Raw genomic sequence first — 23898 nt, 5'->3', positions numbered from 1 at the left:
ACGAACCTGCGATTGATTTACCCGTGCCGAGGCTCAGTCGTCGCTGAGCGCGTCGCCCAGGTACAACTTGGCTTCGGCGATCCCGGTCAGTTCGACATAGGCTTCGGAGGTCGCGTCGTAGGTCGGATAGCTGATATCACCGTCGATGCTGGGATTGCCGGTTCTGGCGAAGTTGGTCCAGATGGTCATCATCCGATCGATCACTTGCTCGTCAGTGGCATCAAAACCGGCAGAGGTCATGATGTCTGCCGGGTCACCGCGCGAACCGCTGACGCCGTTCTCGTTCAAATCACCGATTACCAGCGGACTGCCGGTTGCCGGATCCAATACCAGCCCGAGTTGATAGTGGGTAACCACGCTAGACGGCATGTTGAACAGATAGGCCAGTTCCGCCGCGTGATAGGCCTGCATACCCCGGGCGCGCCAGCCGGCAGGCTGATGGGCAAACAGGGTCGCGTACATCGGCTGGGCTTTCAGTGGTGCCATCCAGGGGAACACATTGATGGCGGTGTAGGTGGGTTCCTCGGTGTCGTTGGTGTTGACGCTGAACATAAAGGGCACGTCGTTATCCTGATCGGTCTCGAACAGCGCTCGCTCGGACACCGGCAGGTAATAGTTGTCGATGTTGGTGTACTCCGCACCGGTCGCGGCCGCAGTGACCTCCTGCCAGGTTGCTTCACGCATCTCGGCCAGCGACGAGGCCCCCATGCGCTCCTGAACAGTCAGGCCAAGGGCCTCACCATCGGCCAGCGAGCGTGTATCCGGACGCAGGGTGCCGCTTTGGCTGATCGCGCGATGGAACAGCCCGGCCGCCTGCGGCGACGCCATCAGCGACAACACCTTGCGGCCACCGCCAGACTCGCCAAAGATGGTGACGTTATCCGGATTACCGCCGAAGGCCTCAATGTTGTCCTGCACCCATTGCAGCGCCATGATCAGATCCATCTGACCGTAGTTACCGGAACCGCCGTAGCTGCTCTCGGCAGTCAGGGCCGGGTGCGCCAGATAGCCGAAGGCGCCCAATCGGTGATTGACCGACACCTGCACCACGCCTTTGCTGGCAACCGCTTCCGGGTTGTTGAACGGGATGGTGTTGCTGGTCAGTGCGGTAAAGCCACCGCCGTGGAACCAGACCATCACCGGCAGATTGTCGGCGTCCTTGGGCATGGTGATATTGAGGTACAGCGAATCTTCACTCATGCCGCCCTCGCCGAAGCGCTCCAACGCTGCGTTCTGCGCCGCCTGATCACTCCAGGCCACCGCATCGCGCACGCCTTCCCACGGCTCAGCCGGCTGCGGCGCGCGCCAGCGCAGTTCGCCCAGCGGCGGTTTGGCATAGGGCACACCCAGGAACTGCCAGGTGGTGTCGTTGGCCTCGAAGCCACGCAGCTCGCCCCCGGTAGTGGTCACCACCATGCGCTCGCCGGTGGAGCGGCTGAAATGCTCGCGCGCGTCGTCGGCCGCTACCACCTTGCGCTCACGCGGATCGGTGTCGGAAAACGCACCCGCACTCTCCAAGTCGCCGATCAGACCGCCAATGGCCGTGCGAAAGTCGGCCACCGGCTGGTCAAAGTTGATGCCTGCCGCGGCGAGGGAAACCTCGGTGCGAATCTGCTCGGTAATCTGGATACCGTTGTTCAGGTTGCCATCGGCATCCAGCGACTGCAGCAGAATGAGCAGGTTGTTGACCCGCCGATCAGACGCATCGGTCGCGCCCTGGATGATGCTCAGCGGCGTCATGACCTCGGCGCCGCCTGCACTGCCCAGCACCAGATCACCAATCGAGAAGGTAACCGTTTCACCGGCGCGGTAGCTGAAGGTGCCGGTATCACTGGTTGTGCCAGTTTGGCTGCCCGCACTGAAATCAAGACCGGCCACCGGGCTGTCAACAAAGGTGCCAGTGCGGCGGCCATCGTCACTACCGCCGCCACCGCCACCAAGGCAGCCGGCCAGCGGCAGCGCCAGCATCATAAGGGAGGCGCTCAGGTAGCTGAGGCGCAAGGGGGAATGTGCAATACCGGTTTTCATGCAGCGCTCCTTTTTGTTCTTGTGATGGAGTCAGATCCGCCGTGACTTGGCAGTCACAGGTCTGATCGGAACGAGCATAGGCAGGTGAGCAAGGGCATACAACGAAAAAATGAATGATCATTCCGCGCGAGACAGACACTCATTCCGCGACACAAACTCACTACGTCTCAGGCACTGCCGCCGCTGCTGGAGCAGACAATTGACAACCTTAAAATGACTGAACATTCATTCTTTTTTAAATAAAAACAGGGGCCTGCGGGGAGCCCCTCCCCGCTCCGACACATACCGATAACTCGCAAGAACGTGTTCACAGGAGGAGCCGCGCGAGACATAAATCGGCGCCCGAACAGTCACATTGTTTCCTGTGTAACGGTATTCACCAATGTGATGGGCTTGCGGCACAGCGCAGAAACGCCACGGGCGCCTTGCGGCGCCCGTGGGTCAGGAGGGGTTAAAACCCGAGGTAATCAAGCCAAGTCGAAGCGATCGGCGTTCATCACCTTGTTCCAGGCAGCAACGAAGTCAGTGACGAACTTCGCCTTGGCATCATCCTGAGCGTAGGCTTCGGCCAGTGCCCGCAGCTGCGAGTTGGACCCGAATACCAGATCGACCCGCGTGCCGGTCCACTTCACCGCGCCGGTGTTGCGGCAACGACCTTCAAACACGTCTGCATCAGCAGAGGTGGGAACCCAGGCCGTGCTCATATCGACCAGATTGACGAAGAAGTCGTTGGTCAGCGCGCCCGGGGTGCTGGTAAACACGCCGTGCTTGCTGCCGCCATGATTGGCGCCCAATACCCGCAGGCCACCGACCAGTACGGTCATCTCCGGCGCACTCAGACCCAGCAGCTGCGCCTTGTCGACCAGCATTTCCTCGTCAGGGACGGTGAACTTGGTCCGGCGGTAGTTGCGGAAGCCATCGGCCTCGGGCTTGAGCGGCTCGAAGGATTCGGCATCGGTCTGCTCGGCAGTCGCATCGGTGCGGCCCGGAGCGAACGGTACAGAGATGCTCTGACCGGCATCCTGCGCCGCCTTCTCGATAGCGGCAGCACCACCCAGCACGATCAGGTCAGCCAGCGACACCTTCTTGGCACCGGCGGCGTTGAAATCCGCCTGAATACCTTCGAGGACCTTGAGCACCTTGGCCAGTTGCTGCGGCTGATTGGCCTCCCAATCCTTCTGCGGCGCCAAACGAATGCGTGCCCCGTTGGCACCACCACGCTTGTCGGAATCGCGGTAGGTCGAAGCCGACGCCCAGGCAGTCGACACCAGCTCGGCAACGCTCAAGCCGGAGGCCAGCAGTTTGGCCTTCAGTGCGGTGATGTCCTGCGCGTCGATCAGCGGGTGATCCACCGCCGGAACCGGGTCTTGCCAGATCAGCTCCTCAGCCGGAACTTCACTGCCCAGGTAACGTACCTTCGGCCCCATGTCGCGGTGCGTCAGCTTGAACCAAGCGCGGGCAAAGGCATCAGCAAACTCGTCCGGGTTCTTGTGGAAGTGCTCGGCGATCTTGCGGTACTCGGGATCCTCGCGCATCGCCATATCGGCGGTGGTCATCATGATGCCGACGCGTTTGGCGGCATTTTCTGCATCTGGTGCGTGATCCTTTTCTGCCAGGCCTTTGGCCTGCCACTGATGGGCGCCGGCCGGGCTCTTGGTCAGTTCCCACTCGTAGCCGAACAGCACGTCGAAGTAGCCCATGTCCCACTGGGTCGGGTTCGGCGTCCAGGCACCTTCGATGCCGCTGGTGATGGCATCACTGCCCTTGCCACTGCCGTGGCTGCTCAGCCAGCCGAAGCCCATGGCTTCAATCGGTGCCGCTTCCGGCTCAGGGCCGACGCAGGCCGCATCACCGGCACCGTGTGCCTTACCGAAGGTGTGACCACCGGCGGTGAGGGCTACGGTTTCGTAGTCGTTCATCGCCATGCGGGCGAAGGTTTCGCGGATGTCGCGGGCGGACAGCAGCGGATCGGGGTTACCGTCCGGGCCTTCCGGGTTGACGTAGATCAGACCCATTTGTACGGCTGCCAGCGGGTTTTCCAGATCACGGTCACCGGAGTAGCGACTGTTCGGTTTGTCGCTGGTGGCCAGCCACTCGGTCTCGGCGCCCCAGTAGATGTCTTCTTCCGGTGCCCAGATGTCAGCGCGACCGCCGCCGAAGCCGAAGGTCTTGAAGCCCATGGTTTCCAGCGCGACGTTACCCGCAAGAATGTAGAGATCAGCCCAGGACAGCTTGTTGCCGTACTTCTTCTTCAACGGCCACAGCAGGCGACGGGCCTTGTCGAGATTGCCGTTGTCCGGCCAGCTGTTGAGCGGGGCGAAACGCTGGTTGCCGGTGGAAGCGCCACCACGGCCATCGGCGGTACGGTATGTCCCGGCAGCGTGCCAGGCCATACGAATCATGAACGGCCCGTAGTGACCGTAATCGGCCGGCCACCAGTCCTGGGAATCGGTCATAACTGCGGCCAGGTCTTTCTTGACCGCTGCAAGGTCGAGCTTCTTGAATTCGGCCGCGTAATCGAAATCGCCGCCCATCGGGTCAGATTTGGGATTGTGCTGGTGCAGAATGGCCAGATTGAGCTGGTTTGGCCACCAGTCCTTATTCATGGTGCCACGGCCGGTCAGCTTGGTATTGGAACCATGCATCACCGGGCATCCGCCAGTCTTGTTGTCAGTCATGTCAATCTCCGCTTCAGGTGTAGGGTGCTTTATTCGCACAGGCCTTAACGCGACGGGCCCCGCGGGGCGGGTCTATGTGCCTGCAACCTGAAGGTAAGTTAAGCACGGGATCAGAATAGCGCCATTAACTTAAATCAACGCACCCAATAGTATTTTACTATCAAAAGAGGCAGGGCAATGCTCAGGCACCATCAGCGTTGGCGAGCGCCAGAACACAACCCTAAAGATGGCGGAAGGACATGGGAGTCGAACCCACCAGACGCGCGTTGCGCATCTCACCGGAGTTGAAGTCCGGGCGCCCCACCGGGGACGATGTCCATCCATTGCAGCAGCCAGCTCAGCCAGCCACCAGAAAACGTTGCTCGCGCACAAAGCGGGTCACGCCCGCGCGATCCAGATACTCCAGTACCTGAATGGTCAGGTTGCGGCCGATGCCCGAGGCATCACGGTACTGGGCCGCATTGAAACTGCCGGATGGCGAGTCTGCCACCAACTGCCGCGCCACCGCTACCAACCCTTCCACCTGTGATGGCAGGTAATAACGGTTAGGTGCCACGGCAATCAGCTCCCCAGAGCGCTGCATGCGCAGCAAGAAGGCCTTGAGTGCCTCCAGCTCCATCTCCAGCGCGGTCGCCAACTCGCCAACAATCGGCGGTCGCAAGCCGCATGGCGCCAGTTCGGCGACAACCCGCGTCAGCAGTTCGGCGTCCCCCGGCTGCAGCTGCGGCCGGTGCTGCGGCAGGTGCAGTGCCCAGGCGGTGCGCTGCAGCCGCCCCTCGGTCTGCCAGCGCTGCAGCAGTTGGCGCGCCAGCGGTAACGGCAGTTGCAGACAGCCCACCAAGCCGATCTGCCCTTCCCCCGGCCCAAGCAACTCGGGGTGCTGCTGGTGCCAATCGGCCAGACGCGCAGCCAGTTGCTGCCAGCGCGCCTCACAAGTCTGCTCGGTCAGCGCAACCCGCTGGCCAGCCGCCGACAGCACGATCAGCCCGGCAACCGGGAGCAAGCACTCCAGCTGCTCGGCGGACAGATTCAGTTTCAGTGCCAGTTCGGGCAACGCCACCGCGCCCTGCTGCAGCGCTGCGGCCAGTACCTCAATCGGCGCGCTGGCGTTCGACCAGGCAGCCAGCAGGGCCAGCCGCTGCGGCTTGCTGCGGCCGCGGCCCACACCCTGCGGATCCAGTACCCGGCCGCCACCCAGCGTGGTGTTGGCCGCCGGGTCGCGGATGATAAAGCGATCACCCCAGACCGCAGGCACCGGTTGATCCAGCATCAGCTGCGCCAGACCGGCCGCCTCATCCAGCAGCACCACCCGAACCGGATGAACAGCGGTGCCCAAATGCAGCTGCAGCACGCCGCGGTGCCAATGGCTGTCGGGTAACTGCGTGAGGGAAACATCCAGCCGATCGCTGAGTGGCAACATCTGCTCGCTCAGCCAATCGCCGCGCTGGGGTTGGTCGGACGACACCGCGCCACCCAGATTGAGCGCACAGCGTTGCCCGGCGTGTACCTCAGCAACCTCGCTGGAGGCCCTTTGCAGGCTGCGCACCCGCACCTCCTGCCCATGCAGCCACAGCTTTTGCCCCACCTGCAGGCGACCGCTGACCAGCGTGCCGGTCACCACACAGCCCGCCCCGGCGATACTGAAGCGGCGGTCGATCATAAAGCGCGCCGGGCTGTCGCTCGGCCGCGCCTCAAGGTGTTTTGCCTGTTGCTGCAGCGCCTGACGCAGCGCGTCAATGCCCTGCCCGCTGGTGCTGGAAACCCGCCATACCTCTGCACTGGACCAACCTGCCTCGGCGGCCAGCGCCTGCACCTGCTCGGCGACCCGCTGCTGTTGAGCAGCATCCACCAGATCACAACGGCTGATCACCAACCCCAACTCACGCATACCCAGCAGCTGCAAGATCGCCAGATGCTCGCGGGTTTGCGGCATCACGCCGTCATCGGCGGCCACCACCAGCAGCGCCATATCCACCCCGGCAACCCCCGCCAGCATGGTGCCGATAAAGCGTTCGTGGCCTGGCACATCGATAAAGCCCAGCGGCTCGCCGGTCTCGCTCGGCAGCCAGGCAAACCCCAGCTCGATGGTCAGCCCGCGGCGCTTTTCTTCGGCCAGCCGGTCGGTATCTACCCCTGTCAGGGCGCGAATCAATGAGGTCTTGCCGTGGTCAACGTGCCCGGCGGTGGCAATGATCACCCGGCCGTTCCCAGCGCGACACGCAGCTCTTGCGGGTCTTCCAGACAGCGGCAATCGAGCAGCAGACTATCGTCGGCAATCCGGCCAATCACCGGCTGCGGCAACTGTCGCAGGCGCTCTGCCAACTGCCGCAGCGCGCGGCTGCGCTCACGCCGATTGCCACTGGTGCTGCACACACGCAGCGCCGCACTCGGCAGCACATCGAGCGGCAGCGAACCGGAGCCGATCTGGCTGCTGACCGCGCAAACGTCTACCGCAAAGCCCTCCCCCGCCCAGCGCTGCAAATCAGGCAGCAGTGCCGCGCAGGTCCGCTGAATCGACTCGGCACTGCGGGTCAGCAGACGCAGGGTCGGTACCCGCTGCACCAGGGTGTCAGGGTCGGCATACAAGCGCAGCACCGCTTCCAGTGCGGCGAGGGTCAGCTTGTCGCAGCGCAGTGCCCGTTTCAGCGGGCTCTTGCGGATGCGCGCGATCAGGTCCGCACGGCCTGCGATGATGCCGGCCTGCGGCCCGCCGAGCAGTTTGTCGCCACTAAAGGTCACCACGTCGACGCCTTCGGCCAGCACCTGCGCCACCACCGGTTCGGCCGGCAGACCCAGCGCCTGCAGGTCGATCAGCGAGCCGCTGCCCAGATCCACCGCCAGCGGTACCTGATGCTCACGGGCAATCGCCGCCAGCTGCGCCTCGCTGAGCGCGGTACTGAAGCCTTCGATGCGGTAGTTGCTGGTGTGTGCCTTGAGCAGCAGCGCGGTACGTGGGCCAACGGCTTCGCTGTAGTCGCGCGGGTGGGTGCGGTTGGTGGCACCAACCTCGCGCAGCTTGCAGCCGGCGCGGGCCATGATGTCCGGCAGGCGGAAGGAACCACCGATTTCGATCAGCTCACCGCGCGAGACCACCACCTCGCGGCGGTTCGCCAGCGCGTTGAGCACTAGCAGCACGGCAGCGGCGTTGTTGTTGACCACGGTCGCGGCCTCGGCGCCGGTCAGGCGGCAGATCCATTGCTCGACGTGATCATCACGGTCGCCACGTTGCCCGCTGGCGAGATCGAACTCCAGATTGCTGGCCCCGAGCGCGACCGCGTTCATCGCCGCCACCGCTTCCGGCGGCAATGGCGCGCGGCCGAGATTGGTATGCAGCACGGTCCCGGTCAGGTTCAGCACCGGGCGCATGGATGGCGCCAGCGTCGCCAGCAGGTGCTGACGCAGCCAATGCACCAGCGCCTCGTCGTCGCTGATCGCGCCGTCGCGCCACAGCTGCAGCGCGGCACGCACGCCATCGAGCACCAGCGCGCGGCCGTGATCGGCAATCAGTTGCTGCACCAGCGGCCAGGCCAGAACCCGGTCGACCGCTGGCGGTCGGTTGAGGGTGGCCGTCATGCGGCCACCTGTGGCTCAGTCTGCGTCGCCGCTTTGCAGCAGGCGCAGAATCTCTGCCAGCGCGCCATCAGCAAGCGCGCGCATTTCATCGTCGGTGCGGTCCTGGATCGGATGCGGAACAAAGACCATGGCCGGATCAAAGCCAAGGGCCTTCGACTGCAACGCCGCGGCCTGTACAAATTCACTGGAGGCAACCCCTACTCCCGGGATCTGACGTGACTCCAGGTCTGCGATGTCATGCATACAGCACGACGTGCAAGACCCTCAGTCGGCCAGACCTTCCACCAGCAGATCCACCTCGGCGGCCATCTGCTGTTTGAGTTCGGTTGGGGCAATGCGGGTGAAGGTCGGCTTGTTATAGCGCTTCACCGCAATACCCATGGCTGCCAGCTGCTCCTCGATACGGTCGAGGAAGACATTGCCGCGTGGCTTGGAAATGTCGAGCAGACCGACCACCTTGCCTTCAAGGCTGGCGGGACGGGCCAGACGCGCACGCTGCGCCGGCGCCCGTTCCGCGGTCGGATCGAGCACAATGCTGTGGTTCATGACGTTACCTCACGTGTTACCGGAGACGAACCGACCGGACCAGACGCGGCCCAACCGGCAATAATGGCGGAAAACAGGCCGGCGGTGCCGCCAGCCCTGACGATCAACAACCCGCCCGGACGGAACTTGGGCACCTGCTGATCCTTGAAACGTTCGGGAATACCCTCGGCGATGCCACCGGCACCGGCCACCAGCTCGGCACCGGGCGCCAGCAACAGCTTCTCGAGTTCTTCGCGCAGCCGCTGTTTCGACCAGCCGGCCTCGATAAAGACCCGCGCATGTTCGGGCGACACCACCAGCACCGCGTCACCGGCCATCGCCAGCTTGGCGTGGTCCACAGTGCGCAGCGACAGGGCAAAGGAACGCGCCAGCGACTCGGGGTCGCGCGACTTCTGATCGACGATGCCCTGCACGCCCTCACCGGGGAACAGGGTCACCGCAGAGCGCCCGGCCTCGACGCCGCGCTCCTGCGCCAGCGGCAGCCAGTCGGCGTCTTCGGCCTCGGCGAAACAGAAACTGTACTTGCCGGGATTGCCCAGTGTTGCGCGGTCGATTTCACCGGGGCGACCACCGCCGACATTGCGAATAATCAGTTGCAGCGCACGGCCGATGGTGGCGTTGGCGCGGTTGCCCTGCCCCAGCGCGTTGACGCCGGAATTCATGCCGATGGCGCGGGCGGCGGGGCCGTTGACCACGATCACCGGGCTGCCGAACATGGTGGTGCAGATCAGCCCGTGCAGGCCAAATTCATCGGTCAGTGCCGCTTCCAGCGCGGCCAGCAGCACCGGCATGTATTCCGGCTTGCAACCGGCCAGCACCGCGTTGATCGCAACCTTCTCGACGGTCACCGGCACCAGATCCGGCGGCATCAGCCCCACCACCTCGTCGGGCTGGCGGCTGGTGCCCTTGAGCATGCGCAGCACCCGCACCGGCGTCGGCGGTACGACCGGCAGGCCGTCGCTCCAACCGCGCTCGAAGCAGGCTTCCATCGGGTCCTCGGCGCTGCCCATGTCGATCTCGCGCGACTGCAGGCGGATATCGCCAAAGGCCAGTTCCAGCTCTTCGCTGATACCCGGCTCCAGTGTCTTCGAGCCGCAGCCCGGACGCATCACCGGCAGCGCTTCACCCAGCTCGGCCAAACCGGTCAGCTGGCGCCAGTCTTCCTTGTGCCAGCCGTAGGTACGCTCGACCTCTTCACCGTTCTCGACGCGAATCAGCGTCGGCACAAACTCGATACCGAGGTGGAAGGAGTGTTCGAGCGTCTTGTCGTACAGGGAGGACGGCAGGTCCGCGGCGTAGTCAGCCGAATCCTGCGCGTAAACCGTCAGTGGGCCGGCCTCGGCAATCTCGGCCAGCAGCGGTTCGACCAGTCGGCAGGTCGGGCAATCGGCCTTGGCCACTACAATCAGGCCATCGGGAAGTGCGGGTTTCATTGGCAGCCCTTTCAGGGTCTTGTGTCTCGTAAAGCAGACAGAATAGGCAGCCTGCCGCCCAATTCCAACCGTCCAGACGCTTCATGGATCTGCTGATTGGGGCACTATCAGCGCTGGCGAGGCTCATCACCAGCGCGCGTAGTGATCTTCCACCAGCCCCCAGGCACCATCCAGCGTCAGCGTCTCGCCAGCCACCCGCAACTCGCCGTGATACTGGCCGAAGTGCTGCTTGAAATTGGAGGCCAGCAGCAGCGCGTTGAGTTTTTCCTGACGGGTACCGACCGGCTGAAAGCGCAGATCAATCTGACCATCGGCCGAACGCAGCTGCCAGGGCGTCAGCGGCTCGGCACGGTCGAATTGAAAGTCGACCATATCGACCTTGATCAGTTGATCGTCTAGCCAGATCCCGTTCTCGGTGAAACCGGTCTCGTTGACCCCGGCCGCCAAGTTAAAGCCGAGGCGCCGACCGTCAGGCAAACAGCAGGACAGACTGCCCCAGTTCCAGAATGTCTCCCGGCGCATAAAACCGGTGGTCCAGTCCACCGCCGCCAGTGCGCCGAGCTGCTGCAGATCATGCTGCTGGCCGCGCCAGCTAACGCTGCCGCTGCAGCCACGCGCCGCCGTCTTGCGGGTAAATACCCAGCCCGTGTATCCGGCCCGGGTGCAGACCGACAGAGGCTGTTGGCTCGATGCTTCATCGATCCGCGCATCGATCCGGGTGCCGCCAGCCAGTTCGACCCGCAGGTGACGCACGCCCGGTTCACTGGCGGCATCCACGCTGATCCGGTTACGTCCTTTCTCGAACACCGCCCGACCGCTGCCCGGCCGAGACTCGAATGTCGTGCCACGGGCCAACGGCTGCAGAAAACTGAACTCGTCAAACTGGCCGGTTGCCGGAGCATAAAGATAAACGAACGCGTTGCTGACCAGCTTCAGATCAACAATCGCCACACCGACGATCAACTCCGGGCTGAGCAAGCTGATGAACTGAAACTGGTTAGCGCCAAAGCGCCGGGCCAACTGCGAGCGCGGCCTGTCCATCACCGTGCGCAGGTCGAAGTCGAGGTAGTTGATTTCCTCTACCCCATCGGGGAAGAGGCCATAGCGGGGCTGGCCAGATGCATTGATCAAGCGGGACAAGGCGGGCATCGATTTGCTCTTTGTTGTTATTGACTCGCTGCGCCAGCTTACCGCAAGTGAATAACAGATGCTGCCGACCGCCCACCGGCGGCCGGCAGCCCGGCCCAAGCTTACTGGTTGATGCCCATGGCGATGCCCCCAACCAGCAACGCAAAGCCCTCGCTAGGCTTGAGTTGGCGCTGGTACTGCTGCAGCAAGGTGCCGCTGGTATCCCGGGTGGGCGAGCGCTTCTTGAAGTAACCACTGTCCATCGCCTGTTTCACGGACATACCCATGGTCTGCAACAAGGCCAGTTCAAAGGTACTGATCTGCCAGCTGCCGCCCAGGTACACGAGATCCTCACCGGAGCCCCCACCGTAGCTGATGCTGCGCATGATCTCGGTGCACTCGGTATAAGGAACAACCAGCGGCTGACCCGGCTTCAGCACCTTCAGCACGTCGCCATAACTCCGGCTACTGCGGGTGGTGGTGCCTCGTAACCCAGAGAACTGCGGCCGGGTGCACAACTTGGAGATGCCCGCCTGACGGAATTGCGACATCTTAGGGGTTTCCCAAATAGCGTCCAGCCCGCCCATAGAAAACGCATTGGCCAAGCTGCTGCGCGTCATCACCTCATCACCGATGCAGTGATAGTCGCTATAAAAGTTGGTGCGATTGATCTGCCCCAGGTTGCCCGGCACCGGGTAGGCGCACGGCATCGTTTTCCAAGTGGTGTACTCAAGATACGCCTGGCGCAAGATGCGGTCCTCTAGGCTGTAGGCCGCCGAAAGAAACCAGCCCAGTGCTGCGCGATCGTCTGCGCTGAGAGTTGACTCCGGCTGGGCCAGCAAGCGATCGGCCTGCAGCAGGATCACTTTCATCACCTCACTGCTGTGCACCGACGGGTTGCGCCGCTCAAGATCGAGAAACCACCGGTTTACCCGGCTGTACTGCTCAACGCCCGCTGACGTCGAGCAGTCCATGCCATCAAGCGTAAAACGGGCGCGCAGGTAACGCGACTTCGCTACCCCCGGCAACGCCTGGGTGCAATCACCACCGCCGTCCAGCACCCAGGTTGAGCTGCGCGGTCTGGTGGTGTTGCTGACACAGGAGTAGTTAGGCGTCGAGACGCAGCCCGTCACATTGACGTTCTGGTCGAAGCTCGCGGTCGGGTTGGGGACGGCAAACGGCTCACTGGCAGTGGTGCTGGTATCGAGCGTGATGGTACTGGTGGTGGTCGTGAGCTGTATCGGCTGACCGGTGACCGGCTGAGTGGTGGTCGTGGTGGTGCCAACGTTAGGAATATTGAGGTTTTCCGGAGGGATGACCACATCGTTTGCACTGCTGTCTTCGACCAGATAGATGATGCTCTGGGTCGGTGCAACGGTCTTGGCGCCGCTACGCTCGATCTTGCGCCAGTTCTGCCCATAGTTGCTGGTGGTCCAGATATCACCGGCGGCGTTCACTCCCCAGATGCTGCCATCGGGTGTCGCCGTAATTTCGCGCAATCGCCCCTGAAAGGCTGTCCAGCTCTGCGCCTTGTCTCGGCTCAACCACAGGCTGTCGTCGGCGGCAACGGCAGCCAGCACACCCGGCTGCGCCACGGCAATCCGGCTCCAGCGCTGGCCGCTCGGAGCGGTAGCACGCCCCTTGATCCAGTTACGCCCAAGATCAAAGGTGCCCCACACCTCGCCGCCCGCGTTTACCCCCCAGATGCTGGAGTCGGCACCCGCCGCCAGCTGGCGCAGTCTTCCGGACATCGCACGCCAGGTGTTGCCGTAGTCGTTGCTCCACCAAATAGTGTCATCGGTCGCAATGGCATACAGGTGCCCACCGGAGAAGCCGAATACCACCTGACGCATGGTCTTGCCCGTCGGTGAATTCAACTTGCTCCACTCGCCGCCACGGGTAATGTGCATGGCACCCGCCGCATCCACGCCGACCTTGTAAGAGCCGTTACCGGCACTGGCGATCGTGTCGACCGGCGCCGCTAACGCAGACCAGCTCTTACCCGCGTCGAACGACTGATAGATATCCGCCGCCGTCGCCGGTAGCGCACACAACACCACCCACGCAGCCAGCAGCCCTCTGCTCCAGCGTCTATCCATTTGCATTGTTCTGTCCTCATCCCGGCCGCAGCTGGAGTGCTAACAACAACCGGTGACTGACTGCCTCGGGCAACGCCCGGCACTCCCTGAGCGCTACGCAGAACCGACAACTGGACAGCTCTACCCCAACCAGCTTAGGGACTTGCCAAGCAAGCGGTATTAGGCAAAAGAGCTAATTTGGCGATAACCGACCGCCGGACATCAGGCCTGTTCCAGCGCCTTGAGCAGCTGTGCCCGCTCCCAGACGCTGAGCAGTTCCAGCGGATCGGTGCCGGGGCCGGCCCAGGCTTGCTGGTCGGCCAGGCGACCATCATCCAGCTCGCAGCCAAGACAGTGATGCAGCTCTCCGGCGTCCTTGAAAACGGTGACCAGATGGCCATCGATGCGGACCGAAACCGCCCCAGTATCCACCTCCGTCCAGCGCGGCCCGCGATCCAGCGTCAGCGTGGCCTGCTGCATGGCGACATCGCGAAACAGCTGATAGACCTCACGGGCGGTCGGAGCGGCGCTGGGAGTGCGGACAGTCATGAAAATGGATATCCCTGATGATCAGCCATAGGGCCTGCTCGCTTGTGGCGGGGTGCCCTGAGCAGTAGGCTGGCTGGCAGCTTGAACGGTCGACAATGATAACAACGAGAACCCCATGAGCAACTCGATACAAGCGCACCTGAAAACCGAAGTCTCCGCCACCTTCATCATCAACGCCCTGCTCAACGGCGGCATTGCCTGGGCATTGCTGCACGGCAAGTCGATGCTGACCCTGCGCGGCGAGGAAGGAATTGCCGTCGACCTGGTGATCACCGCCTTTCTGCTCTGCCTGCTGCTGAGCTGGATCACCATTGCCCTGCAGCGCCGCAAGCTCAGCAGCGGCCAGTTCCCTGACGTGCCCGCAGGGCGTTTCAACGGCCTGCGCCAGATCATTCGCTACCTGCCCGACCGCGCCTTCGGCGCCGCGCTGTGCATCGGCCTGGCCGGCACACTGATTTACGCCGCGCCAACCATCGCCCTGCTCGGCCTGTTCGGCATCGAGCAGCTGAGCGTGACCCACTATCTGATTTTCAAGACCCTGTGGACCGGGTTGATCGCGGCGCTGACCTGCCCGTTGGCGGTGCTCTTCCCGGCGTTCAAGTCCACCGCGACGGCAACGCCAGCCCCGCTGGCTGGCGAAACCGGCAACTGATCAGCTCTCCGCAGTCAGCGCCTGCCAGGCCCGATCGCCGCGTTTGGCACCGGACGCAGCCCACATCCGCTGCACCGTCTGGTCTCGGGTCCAGCGCTGCCTGGCCGCATCATCCGGCTGCTCCGCCCACTGCGCTGTCGCCCGCGTCATCAGAGTACGCACCCACTCGGTGGCACCGGCCAGCAACACCAGGCTTTGCTCGGAGCCGGCCTCGGCTGCGATCCGCTCCAGCAAGGTGATGGCCGCGAGCATCTGCCGCAGCAGCGCCTGCGGCCAGTCACGGGCGCGCCCTTCGCGCAGCAGATAGCCCATCAGCGCGGCGCTGACGTAAAGCTCCTCCAGCGCACCGAAAGGCCTGGCGTAGTCGGTCCAACCGTCACCGGGCAGCATCGCTGACGCGTCCAGCACCACGTCCTGCAACTGCATGCGCGCAGCCGGCAGCTCCGGCATAAAGGCCGCCGGATTGCGCGGGCTCATGGACACACCATCGGCGGTCGCCGGCATCCGCACGACGCTCAGCGCCCCCTGCGGCCCACTGGCCCGGCAGACCACGAAGTAGGCCTCACAGTGCTCCGGCATCGGCACCCAGCCCTTGTTGCCGTTCAGGCGAATACCGCCGCTGCTGTCTGCCTGCCACAGGGTCTGCAGCTCACGCGGGCTGCGGATGCCCTCCTCGCTCAGGCTGAAGCCGTGCAGCCCGCCGCCGCTGATCTGCGGAAACATCGCCCGCAGCGCCGCCTCGTAACCGCCGCTGAACGCCCAGGCGGCGCGATCAGCCTGAAAGCCACCCATGACTGCCAGTGCGAACGGCGACAGCTCATCCAGCTGCAGCTGTCGCCAGTTGGCCAGCCAGTCGTCGGCGGTCTCCATCGCAGGCACCTCGACCGACGCCTTCAGGCACCACTGCACAGGGGAAAACGTGCTCACAGACCTATCCTCTTGTTCGCTTTGTTGGCTACGCAGCGAGCCTAGCATGGCTCGGCGAACATCCGCTCAACCAGCCACTCGGCATCTTCGCCCGCGCCCATCACCAGCGCCGAGGCGCGATTGCGCTGCCACGGCCGCACCAGCCAGCCAAGCCCCGGCACCGGCGACAGGCCGCTGTCGTGCAACACACGCCCGCGCTCGTCCAGCGCGCCCGGCACCTGCAGCCAGTCCAGCGCATCGCGGTAGCCGACCGCCCAGATCACCGCATCAATGTCGTGTTGCTGGCCATCAGCACATTGAACCAGCCGACCATCCGCGCGCCGCACCCGCGGCAACAGCTCAACACCAAGACGCTGCAGATCCGGCAGTGCCACCTGCCGATTCGGAAACGGATCGAGGCGCCGCATCCGCCGACCGATAACACTGTCAGCCGAGGCGCGCATCAAGCCGAGCCGCTGCAGCCACCACCAGATCGAGCGCCCCAGCAGCCGCTCTGGCAACAGGCGTCGCGGTTTGCCGCAGGCTAGCAACACCCGGTGCGTTGCCGCGTAGCGCCGGGCCAGGTCGCGCCCGCTGGCCCCATCACCCACCACCAACAGCGTGCCGCTGGGCAACGCACTGCCGTCGCCGATGGTGTCTGGCGTGAACTGCAGCACGCTGGAGTCCAACCCAGCGCCCACTGCAGGAATGACCGCCTGCTGAAAGCCCCCAGCGGCAATGGTCACCCGCTGGGCCAGCAGCTGCTCACCGCTGTCCAACGACACCGCAAAGCGCCCCAGCGCATCGCGCGTCAAACGAGTCACCCGCGTATTGCTCCGCACCGGCAGCTCAAACAAGCGCGCGTATTCCCGCAGGTAATCGGCAAACTCGTCGCGATCCGGATAGCCCGCTGCATCCCCCGGCATCGGCATACCCGGCAGGCTGCTGAACTGCCGCGGGGTAAATAAACGCAGACCGGCGTAGCGTTGGCGCCAGCTGTCGCCAACCTCTGCGTGGCCGTCCAGCACCCGGTGGTCAACACCGCGCTGGCCCAGCGCATGGGAGGCAGCCAACCCCGCCTGACCTGCGCCAATGATCAGCACTGGGTACACATGCTGGTCTGTTATAGCCGTTTCAACGCGGTTGCTCTCCATTGCCTGCACCCTTCACGTTTAAGTGGAAATGCAGGCTAAACCTTGAAGTAGCTTCAGACTCAAGTTCAAACAGGAGCCGCCTCGAGGAAGCAGGAAGTGCTCTACCCAGCGAGGCCGAGTTCCAACTCGTCCATGGCGTCACACCACAGGTCACTAGTCGAGCGGGAGTTCGACCTTCCCGATGCCGCCCTACAACCACGACCGATAAAACGCCAGCTCCTCTTCCAGCACCTGCGCCAGATGCGCGGCCTTGCGAAAGCCGTGGCGCTCGTCGGCGAAGGTGACGCAGTGCACCGGTACGCCGTTGTCGTCCAGCGCGGCGACCATCTGTTCGGTCTGGCTGGGCAGTACGACGGCGTCGCGCAGGCCTTGGAAGAAGATCACCGGGGTGCGGATGCGTTCGGCCTGGGCCAGGGGTGAGCGATCGACGTAGCGCTCTGGCTGGGTCTCGGGGTCGCCGATCAGCCAGTCGATGTAGTCGGCCTCGAACTTGTGGGTCACCGCGCGCAGCTGCAGCGGATCACTTACACCGTAGAGGCTGGCAGCCGCGCGGAAGCGCCCTGCCCCGGCCACCAGCGAGCAGAGGGTGGTGTAGCCACCGGCGCTGGAGCCGCGGATGAATACCTGCGCCGGGTTGACCTTGCCCTGCTGGCTCAGATAGTCGACGGCCGCCAGCACGTCTTCCACGTCGGTTACGCCCCAGTTGCCCTGCAGCCGCTGGCGATAGGGCCGGCCGTACCCGGTGCTGCCGCGGTAGTTCAGATCGGCAACGGCAAAGCCGCGCTGGGTCCAGAACTGGATGCGGTTATCCAGCACCGGATAGCAGGCTGAGGTTGGCCCGCCGTGGGTGAAGATCAGCAGCGGCGGCGGTTGATCGAGCGTCTGGGCGTGATTGCGCGGCGGATAGAAAAAGCCGTGGGCGCTCTCGCCACCAGCGCTCAGATACAGCAACCGTTCGGGGCGGGACAGATCGGCGGCGTCCAGCGCCGTGTCTTCGCCCAGCAAACGGGTCAGCTCGCCAGTGGCCAGTTCGATACGCAGGATGGCGGCGGTGCAACTGGGCGAGGCGCCGATGCAATACAGCGCCTTGCCATCGCTGCACAGGTGACGGAAGCGGCTGTAGGCGTGCGCCAGCCGCCGCTCTTCGGCGCTGACCGAATGGCGCAGCGCCAGGTGACCGTAGCCGGCCTCGCTCCAGCTCAGCGCCATCCAGCCGTCAGTCAGCGGCAGCCAGGTGTTGCTGCCCTGTTGCCACGGCGCGGGCGCATGATCGGCGGCAATCGCCGGCAACTTGCGCGGGCCGTCAGCTGCAAACAGCCACGGCACCCAATAACCGCTGCGATCAGACAGGCAGCACAGCTGGCCGCTGGCATCAAAGCGCGGCTGCTGCAGCGCTTCATCCGCCCCGCCCTGCGACTGCACCTGCGCCACGCTGCCGTCGGCCGCCAGGGTTGCCAGCATCAGCCGGGTACGAGTCCAGCTCAGGTCAGGGCGATCCCATTCGATCCAGGCCAGTTGGGTGCCGCAGGCGCTGACCTGCGGGCTGTGGTAGAAATCGGCGCCACTGGCGAGCAACTGGCGCGAGCCGTCCAGCCCGATGGCGACCAGCCGGTGCTCCACCCGCCCCGGCAGATGCGCCTCTTCCACCGCCAGCACGCGGCGGCGGGTTAGGTCAGCGCAGAGCCCACCGTAGCGGCATTCGGGGTGTTGGGTCAGGGGTTCAAGACGTTGGCCTTCCGGGCATTGCAGATACAGCTGCTGGTCGGCTTCATTGACGAACACCAGCAGGCAGTCTGGCTCGTACTCACCGGGCAGCACGCAGAAGCTGCCGCCCCCGTATTCATACACGCGGCTGCGCACGGAATGGCCTTGGGGGGTGACGGTGCGGGTGACGCCGTCCTGCCAACGCTGCAGCACGCTGTCACCCTGCTCCGGGCGAAAGGTCAGCCACCAGAGTGCGCCATCGGCGCAGCACAGATCGCTGTAGTCAGCGCTGGCGGCAACCGCCTGCGCTGCACTGAAGTCGCTCGGCCAACGGCCGGGCCGGGTTACATCAGACCTTGCAGATGATCCTCGAGGTACGTTCATTACGGAAGGTCAACTCCTCTATCCCCGGCTGGGGCTGCTCTGCTTCGGCTCTGGCCTGCAGAATCTTGTGATGGTGGGGCGACTTGCTGCACACCGGGTCTGCCTGGGTGGCATCGCCGGTCAGCAAATACGCCTGACAGCGACAGCCGCCAAAATCCTTCTCCTTTTCGTCGCAGGACCGGCACGGCTCGCTCATCCAATCATAGCCGCGGAAACGGTTGAAACCGAAAGAGTCATACCAAATGTGTGAAAGGCTGTGCTCGGTCACGCTCGGGAAGCTGACCGGCAGCTGCCGCGCGCTGTGGCACGGCAACGCGGTGCCATCCGGCGTGATGGTCAGGAAGATATTGCCCCAGCCATTCATGCAGCCCTTGGGGCGCTCTTCGTAGTAATCGGGGGTGACCAGAATCAGCTTGCACGGGTTGCCCTGCTCGGCCAGTTTCTCGCGCCACGCATTGGTGACCTGCTCGGCGTGGTCCAGCTGCGCCTTGGTCGGCAGCAGCCCGGCGCGGTTCAGGTGCGCCCAGCCGTAGTACTGACAGGTCGCCAGCTCGACAAAATCGGCCTCCAGCGCCACGCACAGCTCAATGATGCGGTCGATCTGGTCGATGTTGTGCCGGTGGGTCACGAAGTTGAGCACCATCGGATAACCGGCCGCCTTGACCGCCCGCGCCATCGCCAGCTTCTGCTCGAACGCCTTGCGCGAGCCGGCCAGCATGTTGTTGATCTCGGCATCGGAGGCCTGAAAGCTGATCTGGATATGATCCAGCCCCGCCTCGCGGAACGCCTCGATCTTGGCCTCGGTCAGCCCCATGCCGGAGGTGATCAGGTTGGTGTAAAAGCCCAGTTCGCGCGCCGCGCCGATCAGCTCGGGCAGGTCTTCGCGCACCAGCGGCTCGCCACCGGAAAAGCCCAGCTGCGCCGCGCCCAGCGCTCGCGCCTGGGTGAACACGTCGATCCACTGGGCGGTGCTCAACTCACTCTTGTGGTTGGCAAACTCCAGCGGGTTCGAGCAGTACGGGCACTGCAGCGGGCAGCGGTAGGTCAGCTCGGCCAGCAGCCACAGTGGTGGCCCCTGTTCAGCGGATGTGGAGCCAGTGTTGAGCATGGGCCACCTCGATGAAGGCCAGAACGTCTTCGTCCAGACCAGGCACATTGGGGAAACGTTCGGACAGGGTGTCGATGATCTCAGCGACCGGCCGCTTGCCGTCGACCAGCAACAGCACTTCGGCGGCGCTTTCGTTCAGCTTGACCATGCCCTCCGGGTAGAGCAGCACGTGGCTGTTCTGCACCGGTTCCCATTGCAGACGAAAGCCGGGGCGCAGCACCGGCGTGTTATCACGCACCACCGGGTTCATAGCGCGATCCCCCGATGCCAGGCCTTGTCGGCCGTGACCGTGTGATACGGCGGGCGCTCCAGCTCGTAGGCCATGGTCATGGCGTCGAGCATGCTCCAGAGCACATCCAGTTTGAACTGCAGAATCTCCAGCATGCGCTGCTGCGCCTCCCAGGTGGTGTAGTGATGCAGGGTGATGCGCAGGCCGTGCTCGACGTCGCGGCGGGCCTCTTTCAGACGCTTGCGGAAATAGTCGTACCCGGTTGGATCAATCCACGGGTAATGCTGCGGCCAGCTGTCCAGCCGCGACTGATGAATGTGCGGGGCAAACAGCTCGGTTAGCGACGAACTGGCCGCCTCCTGCCAGCTGGCCCGGCGGGCGAAGTTGACGTAGGCATCCACCGCAAAGCGCACGCCCGGCAGCACCAGCTCCTGCGACAGCAGCACCTCGCGGTCCAGCCCCACAGCCTCGCCCAGACGCAGCCAGGCCTCGATGCCACCTTCGCTGCCCGGCTCGCCATCGTGGTCGATGATGCGCTGAATCCACTCGCGGCGGGTGTCGCGGTCCGGGCAGTTAGCCAGAATCGCCGCGTCCTTCACCGGAATGCAGACCTGATAGTAGAAACGGTTCGCCACCCAACCCTGAATCTGCTCGCGGGTTGCGCTGCCGTCGTACATGGCAACGTGGAACGGGTGATGAATGTGGTAGTAGCGCCCCTTGTCGCGCAGGGCCTGCTCGAATTCGGCAATACTCATCGGCTCGCGCTGCATGGCGGCCTCCTTACAGAACGATCTGCATACCGTCATGGGCGACCTCGATGCCATGCGCCACCAGTTCGGCGCGCTCGGCAGAGTCCTCGTCCAGGATCGGATTGGTGTTGTTGATATGAATGAGCACCTTGCGGCTGGCCGGCTGCGCATCCAGCAGCTCGATCATCCCGCCCGGCCCACTCTGCTGCAGGTGGCCCATCTCGCTGCCGAGCTTGTCGCCCACACCAGCAAAGGCCATCTCGTCATCGCGCCACAGGGTGCCGTCCACCAGCAGGCAGTCAGCATCACGCATGGTCGCCAGCAGGCCTTCATCTGGCTGGCCCAGGCCCGGCGCGTAAAACAGCACGCCGCCAGTGTTGGTGTCACGCACCAGCAGGCCGATGTTGTCGCCGGGGTGCGGGTCATTGCGGTGCGGCGAATACGGCGGCGCCGCGCTGCGCAGCGGAATCGGCAAAAACTCCAGCGCCGGGCAAGCGGGAATACGGAACGGCTCACCCAGCCCGATCCGACGACGCTGCAAACCACCGTTCCAATGGCTCAGCATCGGGAACAGCGGGAAGCCGGTTTGCAGGTCCTCATGGACCATATCGGTACACCAGACCTCGTGCGGGCAACCCTCACGCAGGGTCAGCAGCCCGGTCACGTGATCGATCTGGCTGTCCATCAACACAATCGCCCGGATCGCCGTATCACGCACCGCCCGCGCCGGTTGCAGCACAGGCGTCTGCTCCAGCTGGGTGCGAATGTCGGGGGAAGCGTTGCAGAGAATCCAGTTCACCCCGTCATCCGACAAGGCAATGGAAGATTGGGTACGCGCTTTCGCGTTCAGCGTGCCACGGCGCAAGCCGTCGCAGTTGCGGCAGTTACAGTTCCACTGCGGAAAACCACCGCCAGCAGCTGAACCAAGTATCTGTACATGCATGGGATCTGTCCTCGGCCAGCGTGCCTAAACGCCCCGGAACCCGGGGCGCCCGGTACTCAGCGGTTGGCAAAGTACATGGTGACTTCAAAGCCAATGCGCAGGTCGGTGTAGCTGGGTTTAGTCCACATGGGTCGATCCTCTTGTTATTGCGTGGGTTTACAGCGTCGGCAGGAACCGACGGACTCAGTTAAACACCGGGATCGGGGGGTACGAATGATACTTTGGGAGTAGATTTGGTCGTGATTTGGTTGGTGTGGGGCGGCCTGCCGCTAGATTTACTCAGCGGGTAACTAGCACTCGCAGTTAAATCACACCAGTGGTGGTCGTCCAGCGATTTGCGAGACGGCCCCTTCGGGGTGGATCCACTAGGCCGAAGCTCAGTACGGGCCGCCCGGACGATGTAAGAGTTGCGATTAACCTCGGCCACGATCTTGACCTATAACGCCGACTACAGCGGCGCGAGTTTACGAGAATCCGGCGGCTACCGGCCGCGAACTGCTGCGGATTGTTATGCATTTTCACGCACCACAGTATCTACGGCTGACCGCCACAGCACCAAATTTGGCAATAATGCGCAAAGCGTAATTTCGCTTGCACCGAGTAACTTCGCAAGCACATTGCTAAGAGGGTAACCCAACGATTCAGCAGTCTCGACCACAATTCTTTGTGTCTGTAATGCCAACGTACTCGTTGTTTCCTGGCCCACCCACTCAGCAGAATGCTTCCACCAGTTGGCGGCTGCATTCACAACGGAAATAAAAGTGAATTCTTCTGAGTAGCGAGGGCCAATATCGAAAGCTTTTCTTTTACTAACGCCGGTCAAGGTAAGCGTATCAGTTAAATATTGTTGTATTACGGAGAAACCAACACCTATGAAATACTCCCCCCGGTCATTCAGACCATCTGACTCGGGATCAACTGATTTAGAGATTAGATCGCTAACCTCGACTAGGTTCTCATCAAGAATATTCAGCAGCTCTGCGAGCAATTTAAGTTCCCGATCAGCATACTTCCCCCCAACTTTCAGATACATGAACAAAAGCTCTTTTTATGCATAACACCCAAAGCAACGGTGCGCGTTAGCACGTCCGAATCGAAGGGCGATTCTGTCTTTTTTAATATGGATTTGCACTTAAATTATGATTAATTTTTACCTTTTTGAGCTGGTTTGGGCAACTTGAACCATGCTATCAAAGCCGCAATAAATCCTAATGCTAAGCTACCAAAGAACTCAGCCACATGGACATTGCCGACCATCGACATTAACCCAAGAAAAACAAGCAAGAATGCGGCCATCGCACCAATTGATCTTATACTCATTTGAACCCCCTAAAGTTTGATCTTGCTTGACGTATAACGCCGCCAACAAGCGGCCATTTTGAGTGCAGACAAAGGCTAAAAAAAATGGGCCGCTCTGCTTGGCGTGGTTATTTATCAGCTCCTGGCACCTGCTTTAGCTTTATTTCAGGCCAGAATCGTGCGCTTAAGTCTTCGTATACCTTTGTTAGCGCCCAGCTCGGCAATTGTGACGTCTCCCCGGCTGTATTCCACTTTAATACGCCGACGTAGTAGTGGGGGAACTTGTATGTAACTGGATTCATGATTGACTGCTCCAGTGTTCCGAGATTGTCATCATGGAATGGGTCGGTTGCAGCGAAATGGGCCGCAACCTTATTTCTCCAAAGATAAACTTCCGGAACCGCCGATTTCACGAAGCTGGTGCAGTGCGCTTTGATAGCAGAGCGATTTTCTGGATCTGCCAAAGCAGACGATTTCCAGCCATTTATATTCATGAGCTGAACTAGACCAACTAGGCGCAGGTAGTTAACCAATGTGACCGAAAACCAATTGAACGCACAGGGGACAAGTGCCGGAACTTGACTACTCATGTGCAGCACGACATGCGCAGCATGAGGGTCGTTTGCTACGTATTGAATTTCGAGCTCGCGCACGCTAGCTGCAAGGATTTTCAAACCCTCGTAATTCGCGGCAAACGCCTGATTGAATCGTACCGGGTTTTATGGAGGCCATTTCGTTTAAGTCAGGCCGCCATGGT

21 protein-coding genes and 1 tRNA gene are annotated in these 23898 nt (G+C 62.8%); 1 reads left to right on the top strand and 21 read right to left on the bottom strand.

Annotated elements, in window-relative coordinates; genetic code table 11:
- Window positions 1–33: 33 nt before the first annotated feature.
- From AAFM31_RS12255 to AAFM31_RS12210, 10 genes are all read right to left on the bottom strand, one after another.
- Window positions 34–2028: a carboxylesterase family protein gene (locus AAFM31_RS12255; protein WP_341708219.1), complete on the bottom strand. Its 1995-nt coding sequence runs from the start codon at window positions 2026–2028 to the stop codon at window positions 34–36.
- A 467-nt stretch (window positions 2029–2495) separates the two neighbouring features.
- Window positions 2496–4706 (bottom strand): catalase/peroxidase HPI, encoded by a 2211-nt coding sequence (katG, locus tag AAFM31_RS12250; RefSeq protein ID WP_341708218.1) that lies wholly within the window; start codon window positions 4704–4706, stop codon window positions 2496–2498.
- Between the two features lie 227 nt (window positions 4707–4933).
- Window positions 4934–5028: transfer RNA gene (locus AAFM31_RS12245), tRNA-Sec, on the bottom strand.
- Between the two features lie 15 nt (window positions 5029–5043).
- The gene (selB, locus tag AAFM31_RS12240; protein ID WP_341708217.1) at window positions 5044–6903 is read right to left on the bottom strand and encodes a selenocysteine-specific translation elongation factor; all 1860 of its coding nucleotides are present in this window, start codon (window positions 6901–6903) and stop codon (window positions 5044–5046) included.
- Window positions 6900–8279 carry an L-seryl-tRNA(Sec) selenium transferase gene (gene selA, locus AAFM31_RS12235; protein WP_341708216.1) on the bottom strand — a complete coding sequence of 460 codons (1380 nt, stop codon included), beginning with the start codon at window positions 8277–8279 and terminating at the stop codon, window positions 6900–6902. The genes selB and selA overlap by 4 nt, the downstream gene beginning before the upstream one ends.
- 15 nt (window positions 8280–8294) lie before the next feature.
- A complete protein-coding gene (locus AAFM31_RS12230) occupies window positions 8295–8825 on the bottom strand; it encodes a UGSC family (seleno)protein (RefSeq protein ID WP_276527218.1) in 531 nt (176 codons plus the stop codon).
- Window positions 8822–10258 carry a thioredoxin family protein gene (locus tag AAFM31_RS12225; RefSeq protein ID WP_341708215.1) on the bottom strand — a complete coding sequence of 479 codons (1437 nt, stop codon included), beginning with the start codon at window positions 10256–10258 and terminating at the stop codon, window positions 8822–8824. The genes AAFM31_RS12230 and AAFM31_RS12225 overlap by 4 nt, the downstream gene beginning before the upstream one ends.
- Window positions 10259–10384: 126 nt before the next feature.
- On the bottom strand, window positions 10385–11407 hold the full coding sequence (locus AAFM31_RS12220) for a DUF2804 domain-containing protein (RefSeq protein WP_341708214.1): 1023 nt from the start codon (window positions 11405–11407) through the stop codon (window positions 10385–10387).
- Window positions 11408–11508: 101 nt separating this feature from the next.
- Window positions 11509–13491: a tectonin domain-containing protein gene (locus AAFM31_RS12215; protein WP_341708213.1), complete on the bottom strand. Its 1983-nt coding sequence runs from the start codon at window positions 13489–13491 to the stop codon at window positions 11509–11511.
- Window positions 13492–13686: 195 nt separating this feature from the next.
- Entirely contained in the window at window positions 13687–14013 is a 327-nt protein-coding gene (locus AAFM31_RS12210) for a hypothetical protein (protein WP_341708212.1), read from the bottom strand.
- 115 nt (window positions 14014–14128) lie between these two features.
- Here AAFM31_RS12210 and AAFM31_RS12205 point away from each other — a divergent pair, with 115 nt between their 5' ends.
- The gene (locus AAFM31_RS12205; protein ID WP_341708211.1) at window positions 14129–14665 is read left to right on the top strand and encodes a hypothetical protein; all 537 of its coding nucleotides are present in this window, start codon (window positions 14129–14131) and stop codon (window positions 14663–14665) included.
- On the opposite strand, the gene AAFM31_RS12200 is transcribed toward AAFM31_RS12205, so the two are convergent.
- From AAFM31_RS12200 to AAFM31_RS12150, 11 genes are all read right to left on the bottom strand, one after another.
- A complete protein-coding gene (locus AAFM31_RS12200; RefSeq protein WP_341708210.1) occupies window positions 14666–15592 on the bottom strand; it encodes an acyl-CoA dehydrogenase family protein in 927 nt (308 codons plus the stop codon). It abuts the gene before it with no gap.
- A 41-nt stretch (window positions 15593–15633) separates the two neighbouring features.
- The gene (locus tag AAFM31_RS12195) at window positions 15634–16725 is read right to left on the bottom strand and encodes an NAD(P)/FAD-dependent oxidoreductase (protein WP_341708209.1); all 1092 of its coding nucleotides are present in this window, start codon (window positions 16723–16725) and stop codon (window positions 15634–15636) included.
- A gap of 189 nt (window positions 16726–16914) precedes the next feature.
- On the bottom strand, window positions 16915–18813 hold the full coding sequence (locus AAFM31_RS12190; RefSeq protein WP_341708208.1) for a prolyl oligopeptidase family serine peptidase: 1899 nt from the start codon (window positions 18811–18813) through the stop codon (window positions 16915–16917).
- On the bottom strand, window positions 18779–19921 hold the full coding sequence (gene pqqE / locus AAFM31_RS12185; protein WP_285678085.1) for a pyrroloquinoline quinone biosynthesis protein PqqE: 1143 nt from the start codon (window positions 19919–19921) through the stop codon (window positions 18779–18781). The genes AAFM31_RS12190 and pqqE overlap by 35 nt, the downstream gene beginning before the upstream one ends.
- Complete coding sequence (gene pqqD / locus AAFM31_RS12180; protein ID WP_341708207.1) at window positions 19893–20171, bottom strand: pyrroloquinoline quinone biosynthesis peptide chaperone PqqD; 279 nt, start codon at window positions 20169–20171, stop codon at window positions 19893–19895. The genes pqqE and pqqD overlap by 29 nt, the downstream gene beginning before the upstream one ends.
- Window positions 20168–20920, bottom strand: a complete 753-nt coding sequence (pqqC, locus tag AAFM31_RS12175) for a pyrroloquinoline-quinone synthase PqqC (RefSeq protein ID WP_083724656.1) — start codon at window positions 20918–20920, stop codon at window positions 20168–20170. The genes pqqD and pqqC overlap by 4 nt, the downstream gene beginning before the upstream one ends.
- A gap of 10 nt (window positions 20921–20930) precedes the next feature.
- The gene (gene pqqB, locus AAFM31_RS12170) at window positions 20931–21842 is read right to left on the bottom strand and encodes a pyrroloquinoline quinone biosynthesis protein PqqB (RefSeq protein ID WP_321351299.1); all 912 of its coding nucleotides are present in this window, start codon (window positions 21840–21842) and stop codon (window positions 20931–20933) included.
- A 56-nt stretch (window positions 21843–21898) separates the two neighbouring features.
- The gene (gene pqqA, locus AAFM31_RS12165; protein ID WP_063607997.1) at window positions 21899–21970 is read right to left on the bottom strand and encodes a pyrroloquinoline quinone precursor peptide PqqA; all 72 of its coding nucleotides are present in this window, start codon (window positions 21968–21970) and stop codon (window positions 21899–21901) included.
- A gap of 380 nt (window positions 21971–22350) precedes the next feature.
- Window positions 22351–22875 carry a hypothetical protein gene (locus AAFM31_RS12160; RefSeq protein ID WP_341708206.1) on the bottom strand — a complete coding sequence of 175 codons (525 nt, stop codon included), beginning with the start codon at window positions 22873–22875 and terminating at the stop codon, window positions 22351–22353.
- 110 nt (window positions 22876–22985) lie between these two features.
- Window positions 22986–23162 (bottom strand): hypothetical protein, encoded by a 177-nt coding sequence (locus AAFM31_RS12155; protein WP_341708205.1) that lies wholly within the window; start codon window positions 23160–23162, stop codon window positions 22986–22988.
- Window positions 23163–23269: 107 nt separating this feature from the next.
- Entirely contained in the window at window positions 23270–23794 is a 525-nt protein-coding gene (locus tag AAFM31_RS12150; protein WP_341708204.1) for a hypothetical protein, read from the bottom strand.
- Between the last annotated feature and the right edge of the window lie 104 nt (window positions 23795–23898).

The organism is Halopseudomonas sp. (assembly GCF_038130085.1).
In the GTDB taxonomy this organism is placed as follows: domain Bacteria; phylum Pseudomonadota; class Gammaproteobacteria; order Pseudomonadales; family Pseudomonadaceae; genus Halopseudomonas.
The sequence above is the reverse complement of the archived record's forward strand: the minus strand, read 5'-3'. Positions and strand labels throughout refer to the sequence as shown.